The sequence below is a fragment of the Streptosporangium fragile genome (genome assembly GCF_039534445.1).
Taxonomy (GTDB): domain Bacteria; phylum Actinomycetota; class Actinomycetes; order Streptosporangiales; family Streptosporangiaceae; genus Streptosporangium; species Streptosporangium fragile.
In genome coordinates this window covers 59627-77982 of the sequence record NZ_BAAAVI010000010.1, presented here as the reverse complement: position 1 = coordinate 77982, position 18356 = coordinate 59627, and the positions used below count along the sequence as shown (strand labels likewise).

The 18356-nt window shown below is 68.7% G+C and carries 15 protein-coding genes; 5 read left to right on the top strand and 10 right to left on the bottom strand.

Annotated features, from left to right (window positions below; genetic code table 11):
• Positions 1–122 precede the first annotated feature (122 nt).
• From ABD841_RS09165 to ABD841_RS09150, 4 genes are read left to right on the top strand one after another with little or no spacing between them, the layout of a single operon-like run.
• Positions 123–1106 (top strand): ABC transporter substrate-binding protein, encoded by a 984-nt coding sequence (locus ABD841_RS09165; protein WP_344969732.1) that lies wholly within the window; start codon positions 123–125, stop codon positions 1104–1106.
• Positions 1103–1891 (top strand): ABC transporter permease, encoded by a 789-nt coding sequence (locus ABD841_RS09160; RefSeq protein ID WP_344969730.1) that lies wholly within the window; start codon positions 1103–1105, stop codon positions 1889–1891. Before ABD841_RS09165 ends, ABD841_RS09160 begins: the two co-directional genes overlap by 4 nt.
• Positions 1891–2691 carry an ABC transporter permease gene (locus ABD841_RS09155; RefSeq protein ID WP_344969729.1) on the top strand — a complete coding sequence of 267 codons (801 nt, stop codon included), beginning with the start codon at positions 1891–1893 and terminating at the stop codon, positions 2689–2691. The genes ABD841_RS09160 and ABD841_RS09155 overlap by 1 nt, the downstream gene beginning before the upstream one ends.
• Positions 2692–2700: 9 nt before the next feature.
• Entirely contained in the window at positions 2701–5088 is a 2388-nt protein-coding gene (locus ABD841_RS09150; protein WP_344969727.1) for a methyltransferase, read from the top strand.
• A gap of 1027 nt (positions 5089–6115) precedes the next feature.
• Here the strand turns inward: ABD841_RS09150 and ABD841_RS09145 are convergent.
• The 6 genes from ABD841_RS09145 to ABD841_RS09120 form a co-directional block, all read right to left on the bottom strand.
• Positions 6116–6655: a GTP-binding protein gene (locus tag ABD841_RS09145; RefSeq protein ID WP_184539269.1), complete on the bottom strand. Its 540-nt coding sequence runs from the start codon at positions 6653–6655 to the stop codon at positions 6116–6118.
• Positions 6656–6662: 7 nt separating this feature from the next.
• Positions 6663–7064 carry a DUF742 domain-containing protein gene (locus tag ABD841_RS09140; protein ID WP_344969724.1) on the bottom strand — a complete coding sequence of 134 codons (402 nt, stop codon included), beginning with the start codon at positions 7062–7064 and terminating at the stop codon, positions 6663–6665.
• Between the two features lie 9 nt (positions 7065–7073).
• Complete coding sequence (locus tag ABD841_RS09135; protein WP_344969722.1) at positions 7074–7496, bottom strand: roadblock/LC7 domain-containing protein; 423 nt, start codon at positions 7494–7496, stop codon at positions 7074–7076.
• The gene (locus tag ABD841_RS09130; RefSeq protein WP_344969721.1) at positions 7493–10525 is read right to left on the bottom strand and encodes a nitrate- and nitrite sensing domain-containing protein; all 3033 of its coding nucleotides are present in this window, start codon (positions 10523–10525) and stop codon (positions 7493–7495) included. The genes ABD841_RS09135 and ABD841_RS09130 overlap by 4 nt, the downstream gene beginning before the upstream one ends.
• Before the next feature lie 196 nt (positions 10526–10721).
• Positions 10722–12119, bottom strand: coding sequence for an aminobutyraldehyde dehydrogenase (locus tag ABD841_RS09125; RefSeq protein WP_344969719.1), 1398 nt, complete (start codon positions 12117–12119; stop codon positions 10722–10724).
• Positions 12120–12153: 34 nt separating this feature from the next.
• Positions 12154–13425: a nucleotide disphospho-sugar-binding domain-containing protein gene (locus tag ABD841_RS09120; RefSeq protein ID WP_344969718.1), complete on the bottom strand. Its 1272-nt coding sequence runs from the start codon at positions 13423–13425 to the stop codon at positions 12154–12156.
• 125 nt (positions 13426–13550) lie between these two features.
• On the opposite strand from ABD841_RS09120, the gene ABD841_RS09115 reads away from it, so the two are divergent.
• The gene (locus tag ABD841_RS09115) at positions 13551–14159 is read left to right on the top strand and encodes a TetR/AcrR family transcriptional regulator (RefSeq protein WP_344969716.1); all 609 of its coding nucleotides are present in this window, start codon (positions 13551–13553) and stop codon (positions 14157–14159) included.
• On the opposite strand, the gene ABD841_RS09110 is transcribed toward ABD841_RS09115, so the two are convergent.
• Genes ABD841_RS09110 through ABD841_RS09095 form a run of 4 tightly spaced genes read right to left on the bottom strand, consistent with a single transcriptional unit; the run spans position 14153 to position 18111 of the window.
• Positions 14153–15319, bottom strand: coding sequence for an ABC transporter ATP-binding protein (locus ABD841_RS09110; RefSeq protein WP_344969715.1), 1167 nt, complete (start codon positions 15317–15319; stop codon positions 14153–14155). The two genes, ABD841_RS09115 and ABD841_RS09110, sit on opposite strands and share 7 nt — an antisense overlap.
• Positions 15319–16092: an ABC transporter permease gene (locus ABD841_RS09105; RefSeq protein ID WP_344969714.1), complete on the bottom strand. Its 774-nt coding sequence runs from the start codon at positions 16090–16092 to the stop codon at positions 15319–15321. Before ABD841_RS09105 ends, ABD841_RS09110 begins: the two co-directional genes overlap by 1 nt.
• A complete protein-coding gene (locus ABD841_RS09100) occupies positions 16085–16990 on the bottom strand; it encodes an ABC transporter permease (protein ID WP_344969712.1) in 906 nt (301 codons plus the stop codon). The genes ABD841_RS09105 and ABD841_RS09100 overlap by 8 nt, the downstream gene beginning before the upstream one ends.
• Positions 16987–18111: a polyamine ABC transporter substrate-binding protein gene (locus tag ABD841_RS09095; protein WP_344969711.1), complete on the bottom strand. Its 1125-nt coding sequence runs from the start codon at positions 18109–18111 to the stop codon at positions 16987–16989. The genes ABD841_RS09100 and ABD841_RS09095 overlap by 4 nt, the downstream gene beginning before the upstream one ends.
• Between the last annotated feature and the right edge of the window lie 245 nt (positions 18112–18356).

Below are 18356 nucleotides of genomic sequence, written 5' to 3'. Positions count from 1 at the left end.
ACGCTGATCGACGGTCGGCATACCCCCCTTGATCACATGCCTCCCGGTACCTCCTCATATGTCGCCCGCTCAGTCACCCAGAGTCCCGGACGAGGCGATCAAAATGCAGCTAAGGAGACCCCATGAGGTTCAGACTTGCGAGCCGGGCGGTCATCGCAGGTATCGCCGCCGCGCTGGCGCTGAGCGCCTGCGGCGGCTCGGACACACCGGCCGACACCGCCGCGGGGGCCGGCGGCCTGGAGAAGACACAGATCAAGATCGGCGCGCTGCCCATCCCCGACTCGGCGGCGCTCTACATCGCCAATAAGAAGGGCTACTTCAAGGAAGAAGGGCTCAACGTCGTCATCGAGCCCGTGCCCGGTGGCGCCCAGGCCCAGCAGGCTCTCGTGGGCGGGTCGCTGGACGCCACGCAGACGAACTACGTCTCGGCCTTCATCGCCATCTCGGGCGGAAACAAGATGAAGATCATCGCCGACCTCTACCAGGCGGCCCCCAACTCCTTCAACCTCATGGTGCCGAAGGACTCCTCGATCAAGACGCCCGCTGACCTCAAGGGCAAGAAGATCGCGGTCAACAGCAAGAAGAACATCGGCACCCTGGCGGTGACCTCGGTCCTGAAGACCCACGGCCTCGCCGAGAGCGACGTGGAGTTCCTCGAGTTCCCGTTCCCCGAGATGGCGGCCAAGCTCAAGGCCGGCCTGGTCGACGCCGCGTGGATGACCGAGCCGCACCTCACCGCGGCCCAGAAGAACATCGGCGCCCAGAAGCTCGCCGACACCATGGTCGACGCCACGGCGGACTTCCCCATCGCCGGCGTCGTCGTCATGGAGGAGTTCGCGACGAAGAACCCGAAGACCGTGGCGGCCTTCCAGCGGGCGCTGGGCAAGGCCCAGCAGCTCGCCGCCTCCGACCGCAAGGCCGTCGAGGAGATCCTGCCGACCTTCACCTCGATCGACGCGGCCACCGCGGCCGTCATCACCCTGGGTAGTTACCCCACCAGCCTCAACGAGACCCGCCTGCAGCGCGTGGCCGACCTGATGCAGGAGTACGGCTACCTGACCAGCAAGATCGATGCCAAGGCTCTCCTCCCCGGAAACCTCGGGTGACCGGACGCGATCTGCTCGGCAACAGGCTGCTCTGCGGCGCCATCGGCGTCGCGGGGCTGTTCTGTCTTCTGGAGGCCGCCGGTAGAACCCGGCTGATCGACCCGGACCAGTTCCCGCTGGCCTCCACGGTGGTCGACCGAGCAGCCTCAATAGTGCAGGACGGGGAGTTCATCTCCGACGTCGCCTCGACGCTGGGCATCTGGGCCGTCGGACTGCTGATCGCCACCGTGATCGGCGTGACCGCCGGGTTCCTGCTCGGCACCATCCCCGGCGTGGAGCGCGCACTCCGGCCGATCATGGAATTCCTCCGCCCGATCCCGTCGATCGCGCTGATCCCGCTGGGCCTCAGCCTGTTCTCCGACAGGTTCGACATGAAGATCACAGTGATCGTCTACGCGGCGACGTGGCCGATCCTCATCAACACGATGTACGGGCTGAAGGACGTCGACCCCATCGCCAAGGAGACGCTGCGCAGCTTCGGCTTCGGCCGCCTGGCCGTGCTGTGGCGGGTGTCGCTGCCGAGCGTCGCGCCGTTCATCTCCACCGGGGTGCGCCTGGCCTCCGCCATCGCGCTGATCGTGGGGATCAGCGCGGAACTGCTGGGCGGCGGCTCCGAGGGCATCGGCAGCTACGTCCTGGAGAACAGCGGCGGCCTGGACGCGATGGAGTACATCATCGCCGCCGCCCTCTGGGCCGGGGTCCTCGGCCTGGTCACCAACAGCCTGTTCATACTGGCCGAACGGCGGGCCTTCCGCTGGTACTCCGCCCGTACGGAGGTGGTGTGATGGGCGCGGTGCTGCGCGCGGCGCACGCCGTCAGCCGCCTGTGGCTGGTGCCGGTGGCCCTGGTGCTGTGGGAGCTGGTCGCCCGCACCGCGGAGCTGATGGCCTTCCCGCCGCCGTCGAGAATCGCCGAGAGCATGTACCGGATGTGGCTGACCGGGCCCGCCGAACGGCTCTGGCTCAACGACGCGGCGCTGACGAACATCCCGGCGAGCGTCGGCCGGCTGCTGACCGGATGGGTGCTGGCGGGGGTGGTCGGGATCGTCCTCGGAGTCGCCCTGGGCCGTTCGCCGGTGCTGTTCCGCTTCGTCGACCCGCTCATCCAGTTCGCCCGCGCCATCCCCCCGCCCATGCTGCTGGCGTTCTTCATGGCGCTGTTCGGCATCGGCCCCCGGATGCAGATCAACCTGATCGCGTTCGGCATCGTCTGGCCGATTCTGATCAACGCCTGCGAGGGCGCCCGGCACGTCGACCGTCAGCACCTGGACACGGCGAGAGTCTTCGGGCTCTCGCGCGGGGAACGACTGTTCCGGGTCATCCTGCCCTCGGCCATGCCGAAGATCTTCGCCGGGCTCAGGGTCAGCCTGTCCCTGGCGCTGATCCTGATGGTGATCTCCGAGCTGGCGGGCAGCACAGACGGGATCGGCTTCCAGCTCCTGGACGCCCAGCGGTCGTACGACATGGCCGGTGTGTGGGGCACCATCGTGGTGCTCGGCGTCCTGGGATACGCGTTGAACTCCGCCTTCCTCCTGGCCGAGCGGCGCGTCCTGTCCTGGCACCGCTCCGCCAAGCAGACGACCTGAGGACCTGCTGTGCTCGAAATCACGAACCTGTCCCATACCTACGGCAGCGGCCCGAACGCCTACCAGGCGCTGGGCGGCATCGATCTGAAGGTCGCCGAGGGCGAGCTGGTGTGCATCGTCGGCCCCTCGGGCTGCGGCAAGTCCACCCTGCTGCGCTCCATCGCGGGGCTGATCCGGCCCAGCGGCGGCGAGGTGCTGCTCAACGGCACCCGCATCGAGCAGACGCCGGACAACCTGGCCGTGGTCTTCCAGGACTACAGCCGCTCCCTGTTCCCGTGGCTGTCGGTGGGCGACAACGTCGCGCTGCCGCTGCGCCGCAAGGGGATGGACAAGAAGCAGCGCAAGGAGGCGGCCCGGGAGGCCCTCGCGGAGGTCGGCCTGGAGAACGCCGCGAGCAAGTACCCGTGGCAGCTGTCCGGCGGCATGCAGCAGCGGGTGTCCATCGCCCGCGCCCTGGCCTACCGGCCGGCCCTGCTGCTGATGGACGAGCCCTTCGGCTCGGTCGACGCCCAGACCCGCGAGGACCTGGAGGACCTGACCCTCCGGGTCCGCAGCCTGCACAACATGACCATCCTGCTCATCACCCACGACATCGACGAGAGCGTCTACGTCGGTGACCGTGTCGTGGTCCTGTCCAAGTCCCCGGCCGGGATCGTGGGCGACCTGCGCGTGGACCTGCCGGGACCGCGCGACCAGATCACCACCCGGGAGCACCCCGACTTCGTGCACCTGCGTGCCGAGGTCGGCCGTCTGGTCCGCGGCGTGCAGGAGCCGGCGGCCTCCGCGTCCAAGAGCCCGTCGCCGCGCCCCGGCGAGGATGCTCCCGCACCCACCGCGGCCGACGCACCCGAGTCCGACACCGACGACGCGCCCGGGCCCGACACCGACACGTCCGACCCCAAAGCGGACACCCCCGAAGACGGCACGGACACCCCCAAGCCCGACACCGACACCGACACCGACACCGACACCGACACCGCGGGCGCTCCCGAAGACGGCGCCGGCACTCCGGAAAACGGCACCGACGTGTCCGACCCCGAAGCGGACGCTTCCGAGGACGGCACGGACGTTTCCGAACCCGACACCGACACGTCCGACCCCAAAGCGGACACCCCCGAAGACGGCACGGACACCCCCAAGCCCGACACCGACACCGCGGGCGCTCCCGAAGACGGCGCCGGCACTCCGGAAAACGGCACCGACGTGTCCGACCCCGAAGCGGACGCTTCCGAGGACGGCACGGACGTTTCCGAACCCACCGCGAACACTCCCGAAAGCAGCACGGACGGCGCACCCGAACCCAGCACGGACGACGCCCCCAAGCCCGCCGCGGACGCTCCCCGGAACCTTCCTGCCGGCACCCGGACGGCGTCCGGGGCAGAGACGGATGGCATGAGCGATCCGCAGGCGCCCATCTGGGACGCGATCGGTGGGGTCTCGCGGTTCGTCGCCCTGGCCACGATGGCCGAGCTGGGCTGCGCCGACGAGCTGCGGGACGGCCCGCTGAGCGTCGACGAGCTGGCGCTGCGCTGCGGTGCGAACCCGCTCGCGCTCGCCAGGGTGTTCCGACAGCTCGCCGCGATGGGCATCGTCACCACGACGGCGCCCGACGTGTACGAGCTGACCGAGGCGGGTGCCACGCTCCGCAGCGACGTCCCCGACTCGCTGCGCTCCGCCGTACGGATGATCTCCGAGGAGGGCTTCTGGTACGGCATGGGCAGGGTTCCGCAGACCGTGCGCACCGGGACGTCCGGCTTCGTCGAGCGGTACGGGCCCTTCTACGGCTACCTCAAGGCCAACCCCGAGGTCGGTGCGCTGTTCGGCGACTACATGGTGGTCCGGGCGCAGCCGTTCGTCGAGGCCGTGGCTTCCCGCTACGACTTCTCCGGCGTACGGACCCTGGTGGACGTGGCCGGCGGCAAGGGCCACATCCTGGCGGCTGTTCTGAAGTCCCATTCAGATGTCAGCGGCGTGCTGTTCGACCAGGATCAAGTGGTCAGCGGGGCCAAGGAGTTCTTCGCCGAGGCCGGTCTTGAAGATCGGTGCAAATTCGTCGGTGGCGACTTCTTCACCTCGGTGCCCGCCGGGGCGGACGCCTACCTGCTGAGCAGCGTGATCCACAACTGGTCCGACGAGGACTCCGTACGGATCCTGCGCAACGTCAGAGAGGCCATCACCGACGACGGCCGGCTGCTCCTGGTCGAGTCCGTGGTGCCGGACGGTGACGTCCCGCACATCAGCAAGGACATCGACATGCGTATGCTCGCTCTCTTCGGCGAGGGCATGGAGCGCAGCATCTCCCAGTACGTCGAGCTCCTGGACAAGGCCGGCTTCCGGCTCAGCCGGCAGGTGGAACTGCCGGGCGGTGTCTCCATCGTGGAGGCGCTGCCGGCCTGAGCGCGGCTTCCGGACACCGCGCGGACCCGTACGGAGTCCGCGCACCCCGGGATCCGGGCCGTACGGATCCCGACCGCGGCGGCCGGTGACGTGGAACCTCACGTCACCGGCCGTCCGCTTTCCCCGTGCTCCCGTCACGGAAGAAGGCGATTTCCCGGCGATCCCCGCAAGCCTTTCCAATGGCTGAGGTGTCCCGGCCTCGGACCCGCGAGGCCGTCCGCGGGCTCTCTGCCGCACGATTCAAAAACCAGCCCGCCGTTCGACATGCGGGCTTTCCGACGGTACCGACCGCGAATTCACCGGGGCGGCCGTCACCGGCCCCGGGAGCGGCGGGGGAACCCGCCCGCGAGCACGGTTTCGGCCTTTCCCGCTACCCGGAGGCCACGACCGAAACAGGAATTCCGCAGTTCTGTCCCACCGGAATCACTACGGCCGGTATCGAAAGCGATGAAACGGAAGACCATTTCATCGCAGCGCCGTCCTTCTCATGCGGGAAACGTGAAACCCGCGCCCGGCGGAAATCACCTGACAGACAGCGGGAACGCCCGGGAAACGGCCGTCGGCCGAGGCCGGGGCGACGGCGGGAAGAGGACACCGCACCGGCCGGAGAAGGGAACCCGGGGAAAGGCCGTGGCGGGAAGGCATCCAGACGGCACGGAAGGCGTCCAGACGGCGCGGAGAGCGTCCGGGCGGCGCGGAGAGCGTCCGACGGCGGAGAAAGAGCTTCAGGGGCCGGGAACCCTCCCGAAAGGAGAAGAAGGCCTCCAGACGGCGCGGAGAGCGTCCGGGCGACGCGCAAGGCGTCCCGCGGCGGAGAAAGGGCTCCGGGCGGCCGGGAACCCACCCGGTGGGAGAAGAAGGCGTCCGAGCGGCACGGCACCGGCGGGAGTCACATCCGGCAAGGGTCCGCACCGGCCTGGACATGTGCCGCGGAGGGCTCCCGTGGAGCCCTCCGCCGTGCGGCGCCCGGGTGCGAGGGCCGTGGCATGGGCCTCACCCTCTCGGTGGTGAGGCCCGCGCCAGGACGTCAGACCCTGAGGGTGAGGACGTGCTCGACCAAGGTGATCAAGGTCGACTTCACGGCGTCGCGGGACCGGGCGTCGGTCCGGACGACGGGAACGTGCGGGGAGATCGTCAGAGCTTCCCGCACCTCCTCCTCACCGTGGATGTGCGTGCCGCCGAAGCCGTTCAGGGCCACGACGAACGGTAGTCCGGCCTCTTCGAAGTAGTCGATGGCCGGGAAGCTGTCGGCCAGCCTCCGCGTGTCGACAAGCACGATCGCACCGATCGCGCCCTTCACGAGGTCGTCCCACATGAACCAGAACCGGTGCTGACCCGGTGTACCGAACAGGTACAGGATCAGATCGCGATCCAACGAGACCCGGCCGAAGTCCATGGCGACCGTGGTGGTCCGCTTGGTCGGAATGTGCGACAGGTCGTCGACCTCCGCACTCGCCTCTGTCATCACGGCTTCCGTGGTCAGCGGCATGATCTCGGAGACCGCACCGACGAAGGTCGTCTTGCCGACACCGAATCCGCCGGCAACGACGATCTTCGTCGACGTCATTCCGGCGTCAGAGCCTGCGAAGCCCACTGAGCACCCTTTCAAGCAAATTGAGATCCGGCTTACCAGCATCCAGCGACGGCTGGTGGATCTGCACCAGGCCCTCGGCCGCCATGTCCGCTATCAGTACCCGGGTCACGCCTAGCGGCATGCGCAACAGAGCGGCGAGCTCGGCGACCGAGCGCACCTGCCGGGACAGCGTGATTATCGCCTGATATTCCGTAGAGAGCGTAGACAGATCCACGCTCGCGAACGTCGCCGAGGAAACCAGCGCCTCGAGTGCGAGCTGCACCCGGGGGGCGGTCCTACCCCCGGTCACAGCGTACGGGCGAATCAGACGGTCTCGCCCGCTCTTGGCCTGAGACGGGCTCGGGAGATCCTCTCCCGAGCCACGCCAACCTGGTGCGTCCATATCACCCCCCTATCGCTGAGCCGACTGCAATTCAGCGCGAAGCGCAGGCGTGAGCGCCTGGCCGGCGCGCTCAGTGAGCAGCGTCATCTGGTAGGCCACAAGGCCCATGTCGCAGTCCGGCGAGGCCAGGACGGCCAGCGCGGACCCGTCGCTGATCGACATGGTCAGCAGGAGTCCCCGCTGCATCTCGATCACGGTCTGTACCACCGGGCCGCCCTCGAACACCCTGGACGCACCCTGAGTCAGGCTGATCAGGCCGGCCGTTATCGCGGCAAGCTGGTCGGCCCGGTCCTTCGGAAATCCCTGTGAGTAGGCCAACGGGAGACCGTCCGCAGAGACGATCACCGCGTGTGCCACCCCGGGCATCTCCTTGACGAACTCGGTGATCAGCCAGTTGAAGCCACGAGCGGCCTGACTGAGTTGGTTGTTCACTGCTGGTTCTCTCCCTCGACGGCCTTGGCGCGCTCGCTCATCTCAGCGCGTCCCTGCCGTACGCCTTGCTGGAAACTGGACAGACGGCTGCGCACCCGCTCCGCCGACATGGGCGGCATGGAGGGGGGCGGCGCGGCCGGTGTCGTCGAGGCGGACCCGGGGACAAGGTTCGCCTTCGGCACCCGCTTGGGGAGCCCTGCCCCGGTCACCCCGCCTTCCGCGGGTTTCTTGGCAGCCTCCGCGGCGGCCCAGCCCTGGTCGGCCGGGGTGCTCCACGCCTGCCTGTCGACCGACTTGGGACGGCGGACCGGCAGCGGCGGCCGGTCCTGCTGTTCCTGGGAGGCCTGCCCGGTCGAGTCCTGCCCCTGCGAGGGCTGCGAGATCTGCGGGACGTTGTGCGTCTCCAGTCCCTGCGGGCCCCTCCGGACCCGCTGCTCCATCGGCCGGGGCTTGACCTCGGCCACGGGCTCGGCGGCGGCCTCCGACTCGTTCTCGGGGATGCTCTTGCGGAACCAGCCGGACTCCACCGCCTCGAAGATCGGCAGGTACTCCCCGGACTCGGGTTCCGTCGGCGGCACCTCGACCACGGGGAGGGCCTGGGTGTTGTCCGTGACCTCCGGCTGCTGCGGCGCCCACGGGTCGTTCGCGGACGCCTCCGGCCAGGACGGCGGGAAGGAGGGCCCCGGAGTGGACGTCAGGGGCGACGACCACATGTCCTCCGCCTCGGAGGCGGACACCACCGACGACGACCAGATGTCCGAGCCCGAGCCGGGGGACGCGGGTGCCGGCGCCTGAGGCGGCGTCTGAGGCGGCGCGGGCGGCACCTGGGGCGGCTTCGGAGCCAGACCGTTCGGCGACAGACCGTTCGGGGACAGACCGTTCGGCGACAGACCGTTCGGCGACAGACCGTTCGGCGACAGACCGTTCGGCGACAGGCCATTCGGCGACAGACCGTTCGGGGACAGACCCTTCGGGGACTGCGGCCGAGGGCCTCGCCCGTTGCCGGCTCCGAACGAGGTGGAGTTCGGCATCGAGGCGAACGGGTCCGGACCCGCCACGGAGCCGAACGGGTCCATCGACCCGAAGGACGTGCCCGCCATCGCCATCTCGGGCAGCGCCGTGGACTGCGCCACGACCTGGGCCGGCAGGAGCACGACGGCGCTCAGGCCGCCGGCCTCCGGACGCCGGAGCTGCACCCTGATGCCGTGACGCATGGCCAGCCGGCCGACCACGAACAGGCCCATCCGGCGGGAGACCGACAGGTCCACCGCGGGGGGCTCGGCCAGGCGGCGGTTGGCCTCGACGAGTTCCTCGTCGCTCATGCCGATGCCCGAGTCGGTGACCGCCAGGATGACGGCGCCCATCTCGTTGCCGTTGCTGGTCACCGTGATCTTGGTGTCCTGCGGCGAGAAGAAGATCGCGTTCTCGACGAGCTCCGCGACCAGGTGGACGATGTCGTTGACGGCCTGACCGATGATCGAGATACCCGACTCGACCCGGAGGGTCACCCGCTCGTAGTTCTCGACCTCCGACAGCGAGGCGCGGACCACGTCGCTGAGCGGGACCGGCTCGCTCCACCGGCGGCTCTGCTCCTGGCCGGCGAGGACCAGGAGGTTCTCGGAGTTGCGGCGCATGCGGGTGGCCAGGTGGTCCAGCTTGAAGAGGCTGGCCAGCCGGCCCTCGTCCTGCTCGCCCTGCTCCAGGTCGTCGATGAGGTCGATCTGCCGTTCCACGAGCGACTGGGTGCGCCGGGAGAGGTTGACGAACATCGCGTTGACGTTGTTCCGCAGCCGGGCCTCGTCGCCCGCCAGCCGGATGGCCTCGCGGTGGACCTCGTCGAAGGCTCGGGCCACTTCCCCGATCTCGTCGCGGGAGGCCACCCCGATGGAGGGCACCTCGACGTTCGGGGAGAGGTCCCCGGACTCGCGCAGCACGCGGACGGTCTCGGGCAGCCGGGTGCCGGCCACCTCCAGCGCCTCGCTCCGCAGCTTGCGCAGCGGCCGGACCAGCGTCCCGGCCACCCAGAAGGTGACGAACAGGATCAGGACGATCAGGACGAGGATCGACGCACCGGAGATGATGGCGCTGCGCTGCTCGGCGCTCTGCAGCTCCCGGCTGCGGGTTACGACGCCGGCCGCCAGGCCACGCTCGACGGAACGCATGCTGTTGACGATGGCCGAGGAGGCGGTGTACCAGGTGTCGGCGCTCTTGAACCAGGTCTGGCCGTTGATCCGCTCCAGCGGCTTGTTCTCGCGCATGCGCGACATGACGAGGGTCCGGATGGCGTCGGCCTGGACCTGCGAGCTGCCGACCACGTCGTCGAAGCGCTTGACGTCGGTGGCGGACGCGGTCGCGCGGAAGGCGTTCTCCTCGCTCTGCTGGCTTCGGTACGCGCCGAGGAGGTCGGCAGGGTCGTCGAAGTCGAACTTGCGGTCCATGAAGCTGACCAGGAGGGTGCCTCGCTGCTTGGCGACCTGCTCCTTGGCCCGGCTCAGCGAGCCCAGCGCGAGCGCGTCACCGATGAGGCGCTCGTCGCCGCCGCTCCGGCCGAGATCGTCGTGGAGCGTGATGAAGTCGGCGATCATCCGCGAGTACATGCCGAGGACCGCACGCGGCAGGACGCTGCCGTCGGCCATCAGCCTCCGCAGGCCGGGCAGCCCGTTCAGCCAGCGGCCGACCTGGGCGACCTCGGTGGAGACCCGGGAGGCCTGCGCCGGGTCGAGGGCCTTGATCGCACTCGTGACCTGGGCACTGGCCCGGTCGACGACCGCCCGCTGATCCTTGACCTTGTTCTGCAAGGTGCGGTTGTTCAGCGAGGTGCGGTTCTTGTAGGCGATGTACCAGGCGGTGACGTCGCGTTCCTCGCCCATCTCGTGCGAGAGGGTGGAGAGGGACTCGACCAGCGAGGCGACCTCGCTCATCCGCCGGTACTCGTTGGCGGTGGAGAGCGCCGTGGTGAGCTGGAGTCCGGTCAACAGAACGGCCGCCACGGTGGGCAGCAGGATCAGCGCGACCAGACGGGGACGCACGCGCCAGTTCGCCGGCAGGAATCGGCTGCCCACCCCTGACGCGCGGTGGCTCCGGCGGTCTTGTGTCATCACTGGCCTACGTAACCCCTCGCCGGATTTGGAAGCGGCGAAAGCAATTTGAGCACATCCTTTATGTCACTTCGAATGGAGTAAGTACGACATATCCGCACAAAACGGACAACTGACATCAAAGTTTTCAGGCTGGCCGGAAGGAATCCCTCACCTCCGGAACCTGGTGCTTGATCATCAGGTGGCGGGTCACAGAGTATTCCTGTACCGCCTCCTGACTCATATCCTTGCCGAAGCCGCTTCCCTTCACCCCGCCGTGCGGCGCCTCCGAGGCGATGGGCAGATGGTCGTTCACCCAGGTCACTCCCACGTCCAGGCGGTGCGAGACGCGCAGCGCCCTGGCCACGTCACTCGACCAGACCGAGGAGGCCAGACCGTAGGGGGTGTCGTTGGCCAGCCGCACCGCCTCGTCCTCGCCGTCGAACGGCAGGGCCACCAGCACCGGGCCGAAAAGCTCGCCCTGGACGATCTCACTGTCCTGACGGGCGTCGGCGATCAGCGTAGGCGGATAGTAGAACCCCGGACCGTCGAGCGGGGCGCCACCGCAGAGCACCGAAGCCCCCGCGCGCTCGACGAAGCCGTGCACGCGCTCGCGGTGCGCGGCGGAGATCAGCGGGCCGATGTCGGTGGACGGGTCCCAGGGGTCGCCGACGGTGATCCGCGCCAGCGTCTCGCGGAGCGCCTCCACCGCCTCGCCGTACACCTCGCGGGAGATGTAGACACGGGTCGCGGCCGTGCAGTCCTGACCCGTGTTGTAGGTGGCACCCATGGCGACGCCCCTGGCCATCTCCGCCAGGTCCGCGTCACCGAAGACCAGCGCCGGTGCCTTGCCGCCGAGCTCCAGATGGACCCGCTTCAGCGAGCCGGCCGCGCCGCGCATGACGGCACGGCCGGTCGCGGTGGAACCGGTGACGCTCACCATGTCCACGCCGGGGTCGGTGACCAAGGCCTCACCGACCTCGGCGTCACCCAGGACGACCTGGAGCAGGCCGTCGGGCGCGCCCGCGCGGGCGAACAGCTCGGCCAGCCGGAGCGTGGTGCCGGGCGTCCGCGGCGCGGGCTTGATGACCACCGCGTTCCCCGCGGCGAGAGCGGGGCCGATCTTCCACACCGCCATGACGAGGGGGAAGTTCCACGGCGCGATCGATCCGACGACGCCGACCGGGCGGCGGACCAGCACCGAGGTGTAGCCGGAGCTGAGGACCCCGGCCCCGGTGCCGTCCAGCGAGCGGGCCGCGCCGGCGAAGAAGCGGAGGTTGTCGACCGCGAACGGCAGCTCGCCGTCGCGGAACACCGCCGCGGGCTTGCCGGTCTCGGCCACCTCCAGCCGGGTCAGCTCCTCGGCGTCGGCCTCGACGAGGTCCGCGAAGCGCAACAGCACCCTGGCCCGCTCGGCCGGGGTCGCCCCACTCCACTCCGCGAAGGCCGCGCGAGCCCGCCGTACGGCGGCCGCGACCTCCGCGACCGGGGTGTCGGCCACTTCCGACAGGAACTCGCCGGTCGCCGGATTGATCAACTTGCCCATGGAACTTCCCTCGTCGTGATGGTGCGGAGAGCCGTCAGGCGCCGGCCTGCTCGATCAGGTCCGCGGCCTTGCGCAGGCCGTCCCGCCTGCGGATCTCCTCGCCCGCGGCGGCCAGGCGCGCGCGGAGCTCGGTGTCGCCGAGCAGCCGGTCCAGCGCGCCGGTCAGCTCCTCGTCGGTGAAGGTGTAGGTCGACAGGCGCACACCGTAACCCAGTTCGTGGACACGCTGGGCGTTGTCGTACTGGTCCCAGAACAGCGGCAGCAGGATCATCGGCTTGCCGAAGTGCAGCGCCTCGGTGGTGGTGTTGTTGCCGCCGTGCGTGATGACCAGGTCGACCTGGGGAATGATCTTGGTCTGCGGCACGAACTCGGCGCCCCACATGTTGTCGGCGAGCTTGATCTCCTCGTGGAGTGGGCCCTTGGACACGATGAAGCGGTACGGCGTGGTGGCCAGCGCGTCGATGACGCGCTGCATCAGGGTGACGTCGGCCGAGCCGAGCGAGCCGAGCGAGAAGTAGACCAGCGGGCCGTCCTGCTCGGTCAGCGACGCGGGGATCTCGAAGCTCTCGTCGGTCTCGCGCACCGAGGAGTCCAGACGGTGCCAGGTCTCACCCAGCGGCCGGGCGTCGGTGTAGTCCAGGAGTTCCGGGTAGACGTAGAGGTTGAGGTCGCCCTCGTGGATGAAGTCCAGGTCGGGCAGGGCCGGGGCGCCCTGGGCCACGACCCACTCGTTGAAGGCGGTCCACATCTCACGGTGGGTGCGCTCGTACTCCGCGCGGAAGGCCTCCCACTCCGAGCGGTCGTCGGCGGGCAGGCCGGAGAACACCGGAGCCACGCCCTCGCCGCGCACCTCCAGCGGGTTGCAGGAGACGATGCGGACGAACGGCTTGCCCGCCGTCAGCAGCGCCGGGAACGTGATCACGTTGTCCTCGACGATCACGTCGGGCCGGACACGCTCGATAATCTCCTTCAACTGGGGCTCACAGTACTTCACACCGTCGATAAGCGACTCCCAGATCGGCTTGGTGACCGTCTCGAGCTGCTCCAGGGTCGACTTGCGGTATTCCGGGGCGGTGTCCCGGATGAAGTCCTTCCAGAACTGACCGGCGTCCTGCTCCTCCTCGGTCGGAGGCGCGAGATCGACCAGGTCCTCCTCGAATCCGAGGGCCTCCAATTTCCCCTTCCAGGAAGCCTCAGCTGCGAAGACAACGCGGTGACCGCGCTTACGCAGAATGTCACCGATGCCGATGCAGTTGTTCGTCGGCCCGTAGGCACTCTCCGGCATGAACAGGATCGTGAGAGACATCGCGCCTCCTTGCGCCGTGGTTTTGTGGCTTTTGAAGAATGGTTCAATTCGTGGCTAGCAAAAACGCCAGGAAACGGTCACTATGGACCCCGGTACAGAGCGTGGTTTTCAACGAGCGGGGGATCATGACGCGCAAGGGACGGGCGGATAGGCGCCTGGATCTCATCGCGGCCGCACATCGGGCGATCATCCGGCACGGCACCGAGGGCGTGCACCTCAACCACGTCGCCGAGGAGGCCGGCCTCACCTCCGGGGCCGTGCTGTACCACTATCCCCAGCTCAGCGAACTGCTGATCGACGCCCACCACTCCGGGCTGGAGCGCTTCTACGAGCAGCGCCTCAAGCGGATCAGCGGCATGCGCGACCCGGCCGAGAAACTGATCGTGACCGTCCGCTCGGGGCTGCCGCACGGGCCGGACGACCCGGACGTGCGGCTGCTGAACGAGCTGGGCGGGGCCGCGCACCGCAACCGGATGTACGCGTTGCTGCTCACCACCCTCTACGACCGCCAGGTCTCGCTCTACCAGAGCATCCTGGAGACCGGAGCGGCGCTGGGGACCTTCACGCTGTCCTGCGACTCCTCGATCATCGCCCGCAACCTGGTCGCCCTGGAGGACGCCTACGGCTACCGCATCACGGCGCGCCACCCGGTGATCGGCCCGGACGAGGCGACGGAGCTCATCCTGGAGTACGCCCGGACCGCGACGGACCACCCCCTCAAGACATCTCATTGAGGGATCAGCACCCCGTCGGTCTCGGCCCAGTTCAGGGCCACCGGTGACCCCGCCTCGACCCTGGTGGCCCCCTGGGTGGCGACCAGGACCGGCGTGTGGTGCCCGTCCACCCGCACCGAGACGTGCGAGATGCCGCCGTAGAAGCTGACGTCGACGACCTCGCCACGCAGCACACCCGCCACGGCGCCCTTGCCCTTGCCGGCCTTCGCGGCCGGGACGACCTCCTCGGACACCTCCGCCACCTCGACCCCGTCGGCCGGGACGATCTCCTCGGACACCTCCGCCACCTCGACCGCCTCGGCCGGGACGACCTCCTCGGACACCTCGGTCAGCTTGACCCGCTCCGGCCGGACCGCGAGCAGGGCGGGCGTCCCGTCGGGCAGGTCCGACGTCCCGGGCAGCACGCCCAGCCCGCCGACCAGACCGGAGGAGGACGCCAGCCCCTCGAAGAGGTTGTTGGCCCCGACGAAGTCGGCGACGAAGCGGGTGGCCGGGCGCTCGTACAGCTCCACCGGCGCGTCCACCTGCTCGACCCTGCCCGCGCTGAAGACCGCGATGCGGTCGGCCAGCGACATGGCCTCCTCCTGGTCGTGGGTGACCACGACGAAGGTGATGCCGACCTCGTGCTGGAGGCGCTTGAGCTCCAGCTGCATCTCCGCGCGGACCTTCTTGTCCAGCGCGGACAGCGGCTCGTCCAGCAGCAGCAGGCGCGGCCGCTTGACGATCGCGCGGGCCAGCGCGACCCGCTGCCGCTGCCCGCCGGAGAGCTGGTGCGGCTTGCGCCTGGCCGCCGCGCTCAGGCCGACCTTCTCCAGGACCTCGTTCACCCGTTCGCGGATCTCGGCCTTGGGCAGTTTCTCCCGCTCCAGACCGTAGGCGATGTTCCTGGCCACGGTCATGTGGGGGAAGAGCGCGTACGACTGGAACATCAGGTTGACCGGACGGCGGTACGCGGGCTGGTTGAGCAGGTTCTCCCCGTCGAGCGTGACGGAACCCTCGTCGGGGTACTCGAAGCCGGCCAGGATCCGCAGGAGCGTCGTCTTGCCGCATCCGCTGGGACCGAGCAGCGCGAAGAACTCGCCCTGCCGGATCTCCAGGGAGACCCCCGACAGCGCGGTGACGTCGCCGAACCGGCGGCTGACATCTGTGATCTTCAGCATCAGAACAGCGACTCCGTCAGTCGGGTCGTCCGCTGGGCCACGATCACCACGGTGAAGCTCACGGCCAGCAGGATCGTGGCCAGCGCGTTGACCTCCGGGGTGACCCCGAAGCGGACCATTGAGTAGATGATGATGGGCAGGGTCGGCGTGGTGGGCGCCGCCGTGAAGAAGGCGATGACGAACTCGTCGATCGAGAGGGTGAACGCCAGCAGGGCGCCCGCCAGGATGCCCGGGGCGAGCTGCGGCAGCGTGACCCGGGCGAACGTGGTCAGCGGCCTGGCCCCCAGGTCCCTGGACGCCTCCTCCAGGGAGGTGTCGGCGTGGACGAGCCTGGTGCGGACCACCGCGGACACGAACGCCATGCCGAACACCGTGTGGGCCAGCAGCACCGAGTGCAGGCCGAGGGTCATCTTGACGGTCGCGTAGAGCACCAGCAGGCCGAGGCCGAGCACCAGGTCGGGCAGGATCGCGGGCAGCGTGCCCAGCGCGTCCAGCAGCCGCGACCTGGTGTAGCGGGCCAGGCCCACGGCCAGCAGGGTGCCGAGCACCGTGGCGAGCGCGGTGGAGCCCGCGGCCACGATCAGCGTGTTGACCAGGCCCTCGCGGATGTCGGCGTTCCGGGCGAGCGTGGCGTACCACCTGAGGCTGACGCCCTCGAAGACGAAGGGCGACTTCCCGGCGTTGAACGACATCACGACGACCACGACGATCGGCGTGTAGAGGAAGACGTACGTGGCCCAGAAGGGGACGTACAGCAAGCGGGATCTACGCACGTCGGGACCTCCAGGCTTGCAGGAGCAGCACGACGGCCTGCAGGAGCAGCAGAGCGACCAGCGCGGCGAGCAGCGCCAGCGTGAGGGTGGCCCCGAACGGCCAGTCGCGCGCCTTGAGGAACTGGTCCCTGATCAGGTTGCCGACCATGATGGAACGGCCGCCGCCGAGCAGGTCGGGGATGATGAAGTTGCCGAAGCTCGGCACGAAGACGAACAGGCAGCCGGTGAGCACGCCGGGCAGGGTCAGCGGGAGCGTCACCGACATGAACGTGCGGACCGGCCCCGCGCCCAGGTTGGCCGAGGCCTCGCGGAGCTGCGGGTCCACCTTCCCGATCGCCGCGTACACCGGCAGGATCATCAGCGGCAGGTACGAGTAGACCAGGCCGGTGACGATGGTGCCCTGGTTGTAGAGCAGCTCCAGCGGCTTGTCGATCAGCCCCAGGTCCATGAGGGTGGAGTTGACCAGCCCGGGACCGCTGAGCAGCCTGTTCCAGGCGTAGATGCGGATCAGGAAGTTGGTCCAGAACGGCAGGACGACCGCGACCAGGGCGACCGTCTTCCAGTTCCGCGGGAGATGGGCGATCAGGTAGGCCGTGGGGTAGCCGATCAGAAGGGCGATCACCGTGGCGATCGTGGCCAGCTTCAGCGAGCTGACCACGACGTTGACGTAGAGCGGGTCGAGCAGCCGGACGAAGTTCTCCGCCGTCACCTCGTAGGTGAGCCGGCCGAACCGGTCCCTGTCGACGACCGTGTAGCTGATGAGCAGGGCCAGCGGGACCAGGAGGAAGACGATCAGGTAGGCCAGCCCGGGCCCCAGGAAGAAGAGCCTTGCCAGGGCACGCGACCGGCGCGCCCGCGAATTCGCGGACGCGCCGGTAACGGTGGTGGGGCGGTTCACTGCTGGGCCGCGACCTCGGTCGCCAGGCGGGTGAACTTGGTCGAGTCCTCCCCGAGGTCGACGATCGACTCACCCTTGAGCAGGTCGGACGGGCTCATCTGCAGCGGGGCGTTGGCGGCCTTCAGCTTGGGGTCCATGGAGTCCATGGCGGCCTTGTTCGGGACCTTGTAGAGGATGTTCTCCGCGGCCCAGCCGTGGACCTTCGGGTCCAGGATGTAGTTGATGAAGGCGTGCGCCGCCTCCTTGTTCTTGGAGGACTTCAGCACGACCATGGTGTCCACCCACAGGTCGCTGCCCTCCTTGGGCACGACGAACTTGATGTTCTTCTCGCTGGTGGGGCACCAGCCGTCCCACGCCTCGACCATCACGGCCTCGCCGCTCTTGAGCTTGTCGCCGAAGGTGGTGTCGTCGTAGCCGAGCAGCTTCGGCTTGGCCTCCAGCAGCTTCGCCTTGACCTTCTCCAGGTCGTCGTCGCTCTTGGTGTTGACCGACAGGCCCAGCGCCTTGATGGCGGGCAGGGCCAGCCAGCGCTCGGTGGTCATCATGGTGACCTTCTTGACCGCATCGGCCGGCGGGTTGAGGAGGTCGTTCCAGCTCGTCGGGGGCGTCTTCACCAGGTCTTCGCGGTAGCAGATGCCCGTCGTGCCCCAGGTGTAGGGAACCGAGAAGACGTTGCCCTTGTCGTAGGAGAGCTCCTTGGCCTCGGGGTAGAGGTTGGTGAGGTTCGGGATGAGCTCGGGGTGGATCGGCTCCAGCAGGCCGGCCTCGTTGAGGGCCTGGGCGTACTGGCCGGAGACGAACGCCACGTCGAGCCCGGTGTTCGTGCCGCTGGTCAGCTTCGCCATGATCTCTTCGTTGGTGGCGTGGAGCGTGACCTTCAGGTCGGTCTTGAGCTTCTCCTTGACCCTCTCGGGGAGGTCCTTGGGCGTGTAGCCGTCCCAAACCGAGATCGTGATGCTCTGCTTCGACAGATCCGCGTTCGGGTCGAGCTGGGCGGCTGAAGCGCTGGCGGCGGGCGCGGCGGTGTTCGCGGCCTCCCCGCCACATGCCGAAACTGCGAGTGCGAGCCCGGCGACCAGGGCGGCAGCCGGAAGACGACGGGTGAACCGAGTGCGGGACACGGCCGCTACTCCTTCAGAATCCAGTTTATGTGGGGTAGACCGGCCGTAAGGGACACGGCAGACCAAAGCAGGAGTGTTGCAGCCATCATTAACTTCAGCAAGACTTTTCACGACATCACCCCTGGAAAGTTTGGCTTGTTTGTTGAACCGAAGTTCAATCTGGGAACGACTGGATCCGGCGCCACGAGCCGGTGACGGGCGGACCATCGAGCTGCTTGCCGCTCTGAGCTGCGATGTTCCCCCTT

What these genes read in the sequence shown, in the direction of transcription:
- ABD841_RS09165 (WP_344969732.1), top strand. Translation starts at nt 123, where the DNA reads ATGAGGTTCAGACTTGCGAGCCGGGCGGTCATCGCAGGTATCGCCGCC.
- ABD841_RS09155 (WP_344969729.1), top strand. Translation starts at nt 1,891, where the DNA reads ATGGGCGCGGTGCTGCGCGCGGCGCACGCCGTCAGCCGCCTGTGGCTG.
- ABD841_RS09145 (WP_184539269.1), bottom strand. Translation starts at nt 6,655, where the DNA reads ATGACGTCGACGAAGATCGTCGTTGCCGGCGGATTCGGTGTCGGCAAG.
- ABD841_RS09140 (WP_344969724.1), bottom strand. Translation starts at nt 7,064, where the DNA reads ATGGACGCACCAGGTTGGCGTGGCTCGGGAGAGGATCTCCCGAGCCCG.
- ABD841_RS09125 (WP_344969719.1), bottom strand. Translation starts at nt 12,119, where the DNA reads ATGGGCAAGTTGATCAATCCGGCGACCGGCGAGTTCCTGTCGGAAGTG.
- ABD841_RS09120 (WP_344969718.1), bottom strand. Translation starts at nt 13,425, where the DNA reads ATGTCTCTCACGATCCTGTTCATGCCGGAGAGTGCCTACGGGCCGACG.
- ABD841_RS09115 (WP_344969716.1), top strand. Translation starts at nt 13,551, where the DNA reads ATGACGCGCAAGGGACGGGCGGATAGGCGCCTGGATCTCATCGCGGCC.
- ABD841_RS09110 (WP_344969715.1), bottom strand. Translation starts at nt 15,319, where the DNA reads ATGCTGAAGATCACAGATGTCAGCCGCCGGTTCGGCGACGTCACCGCG.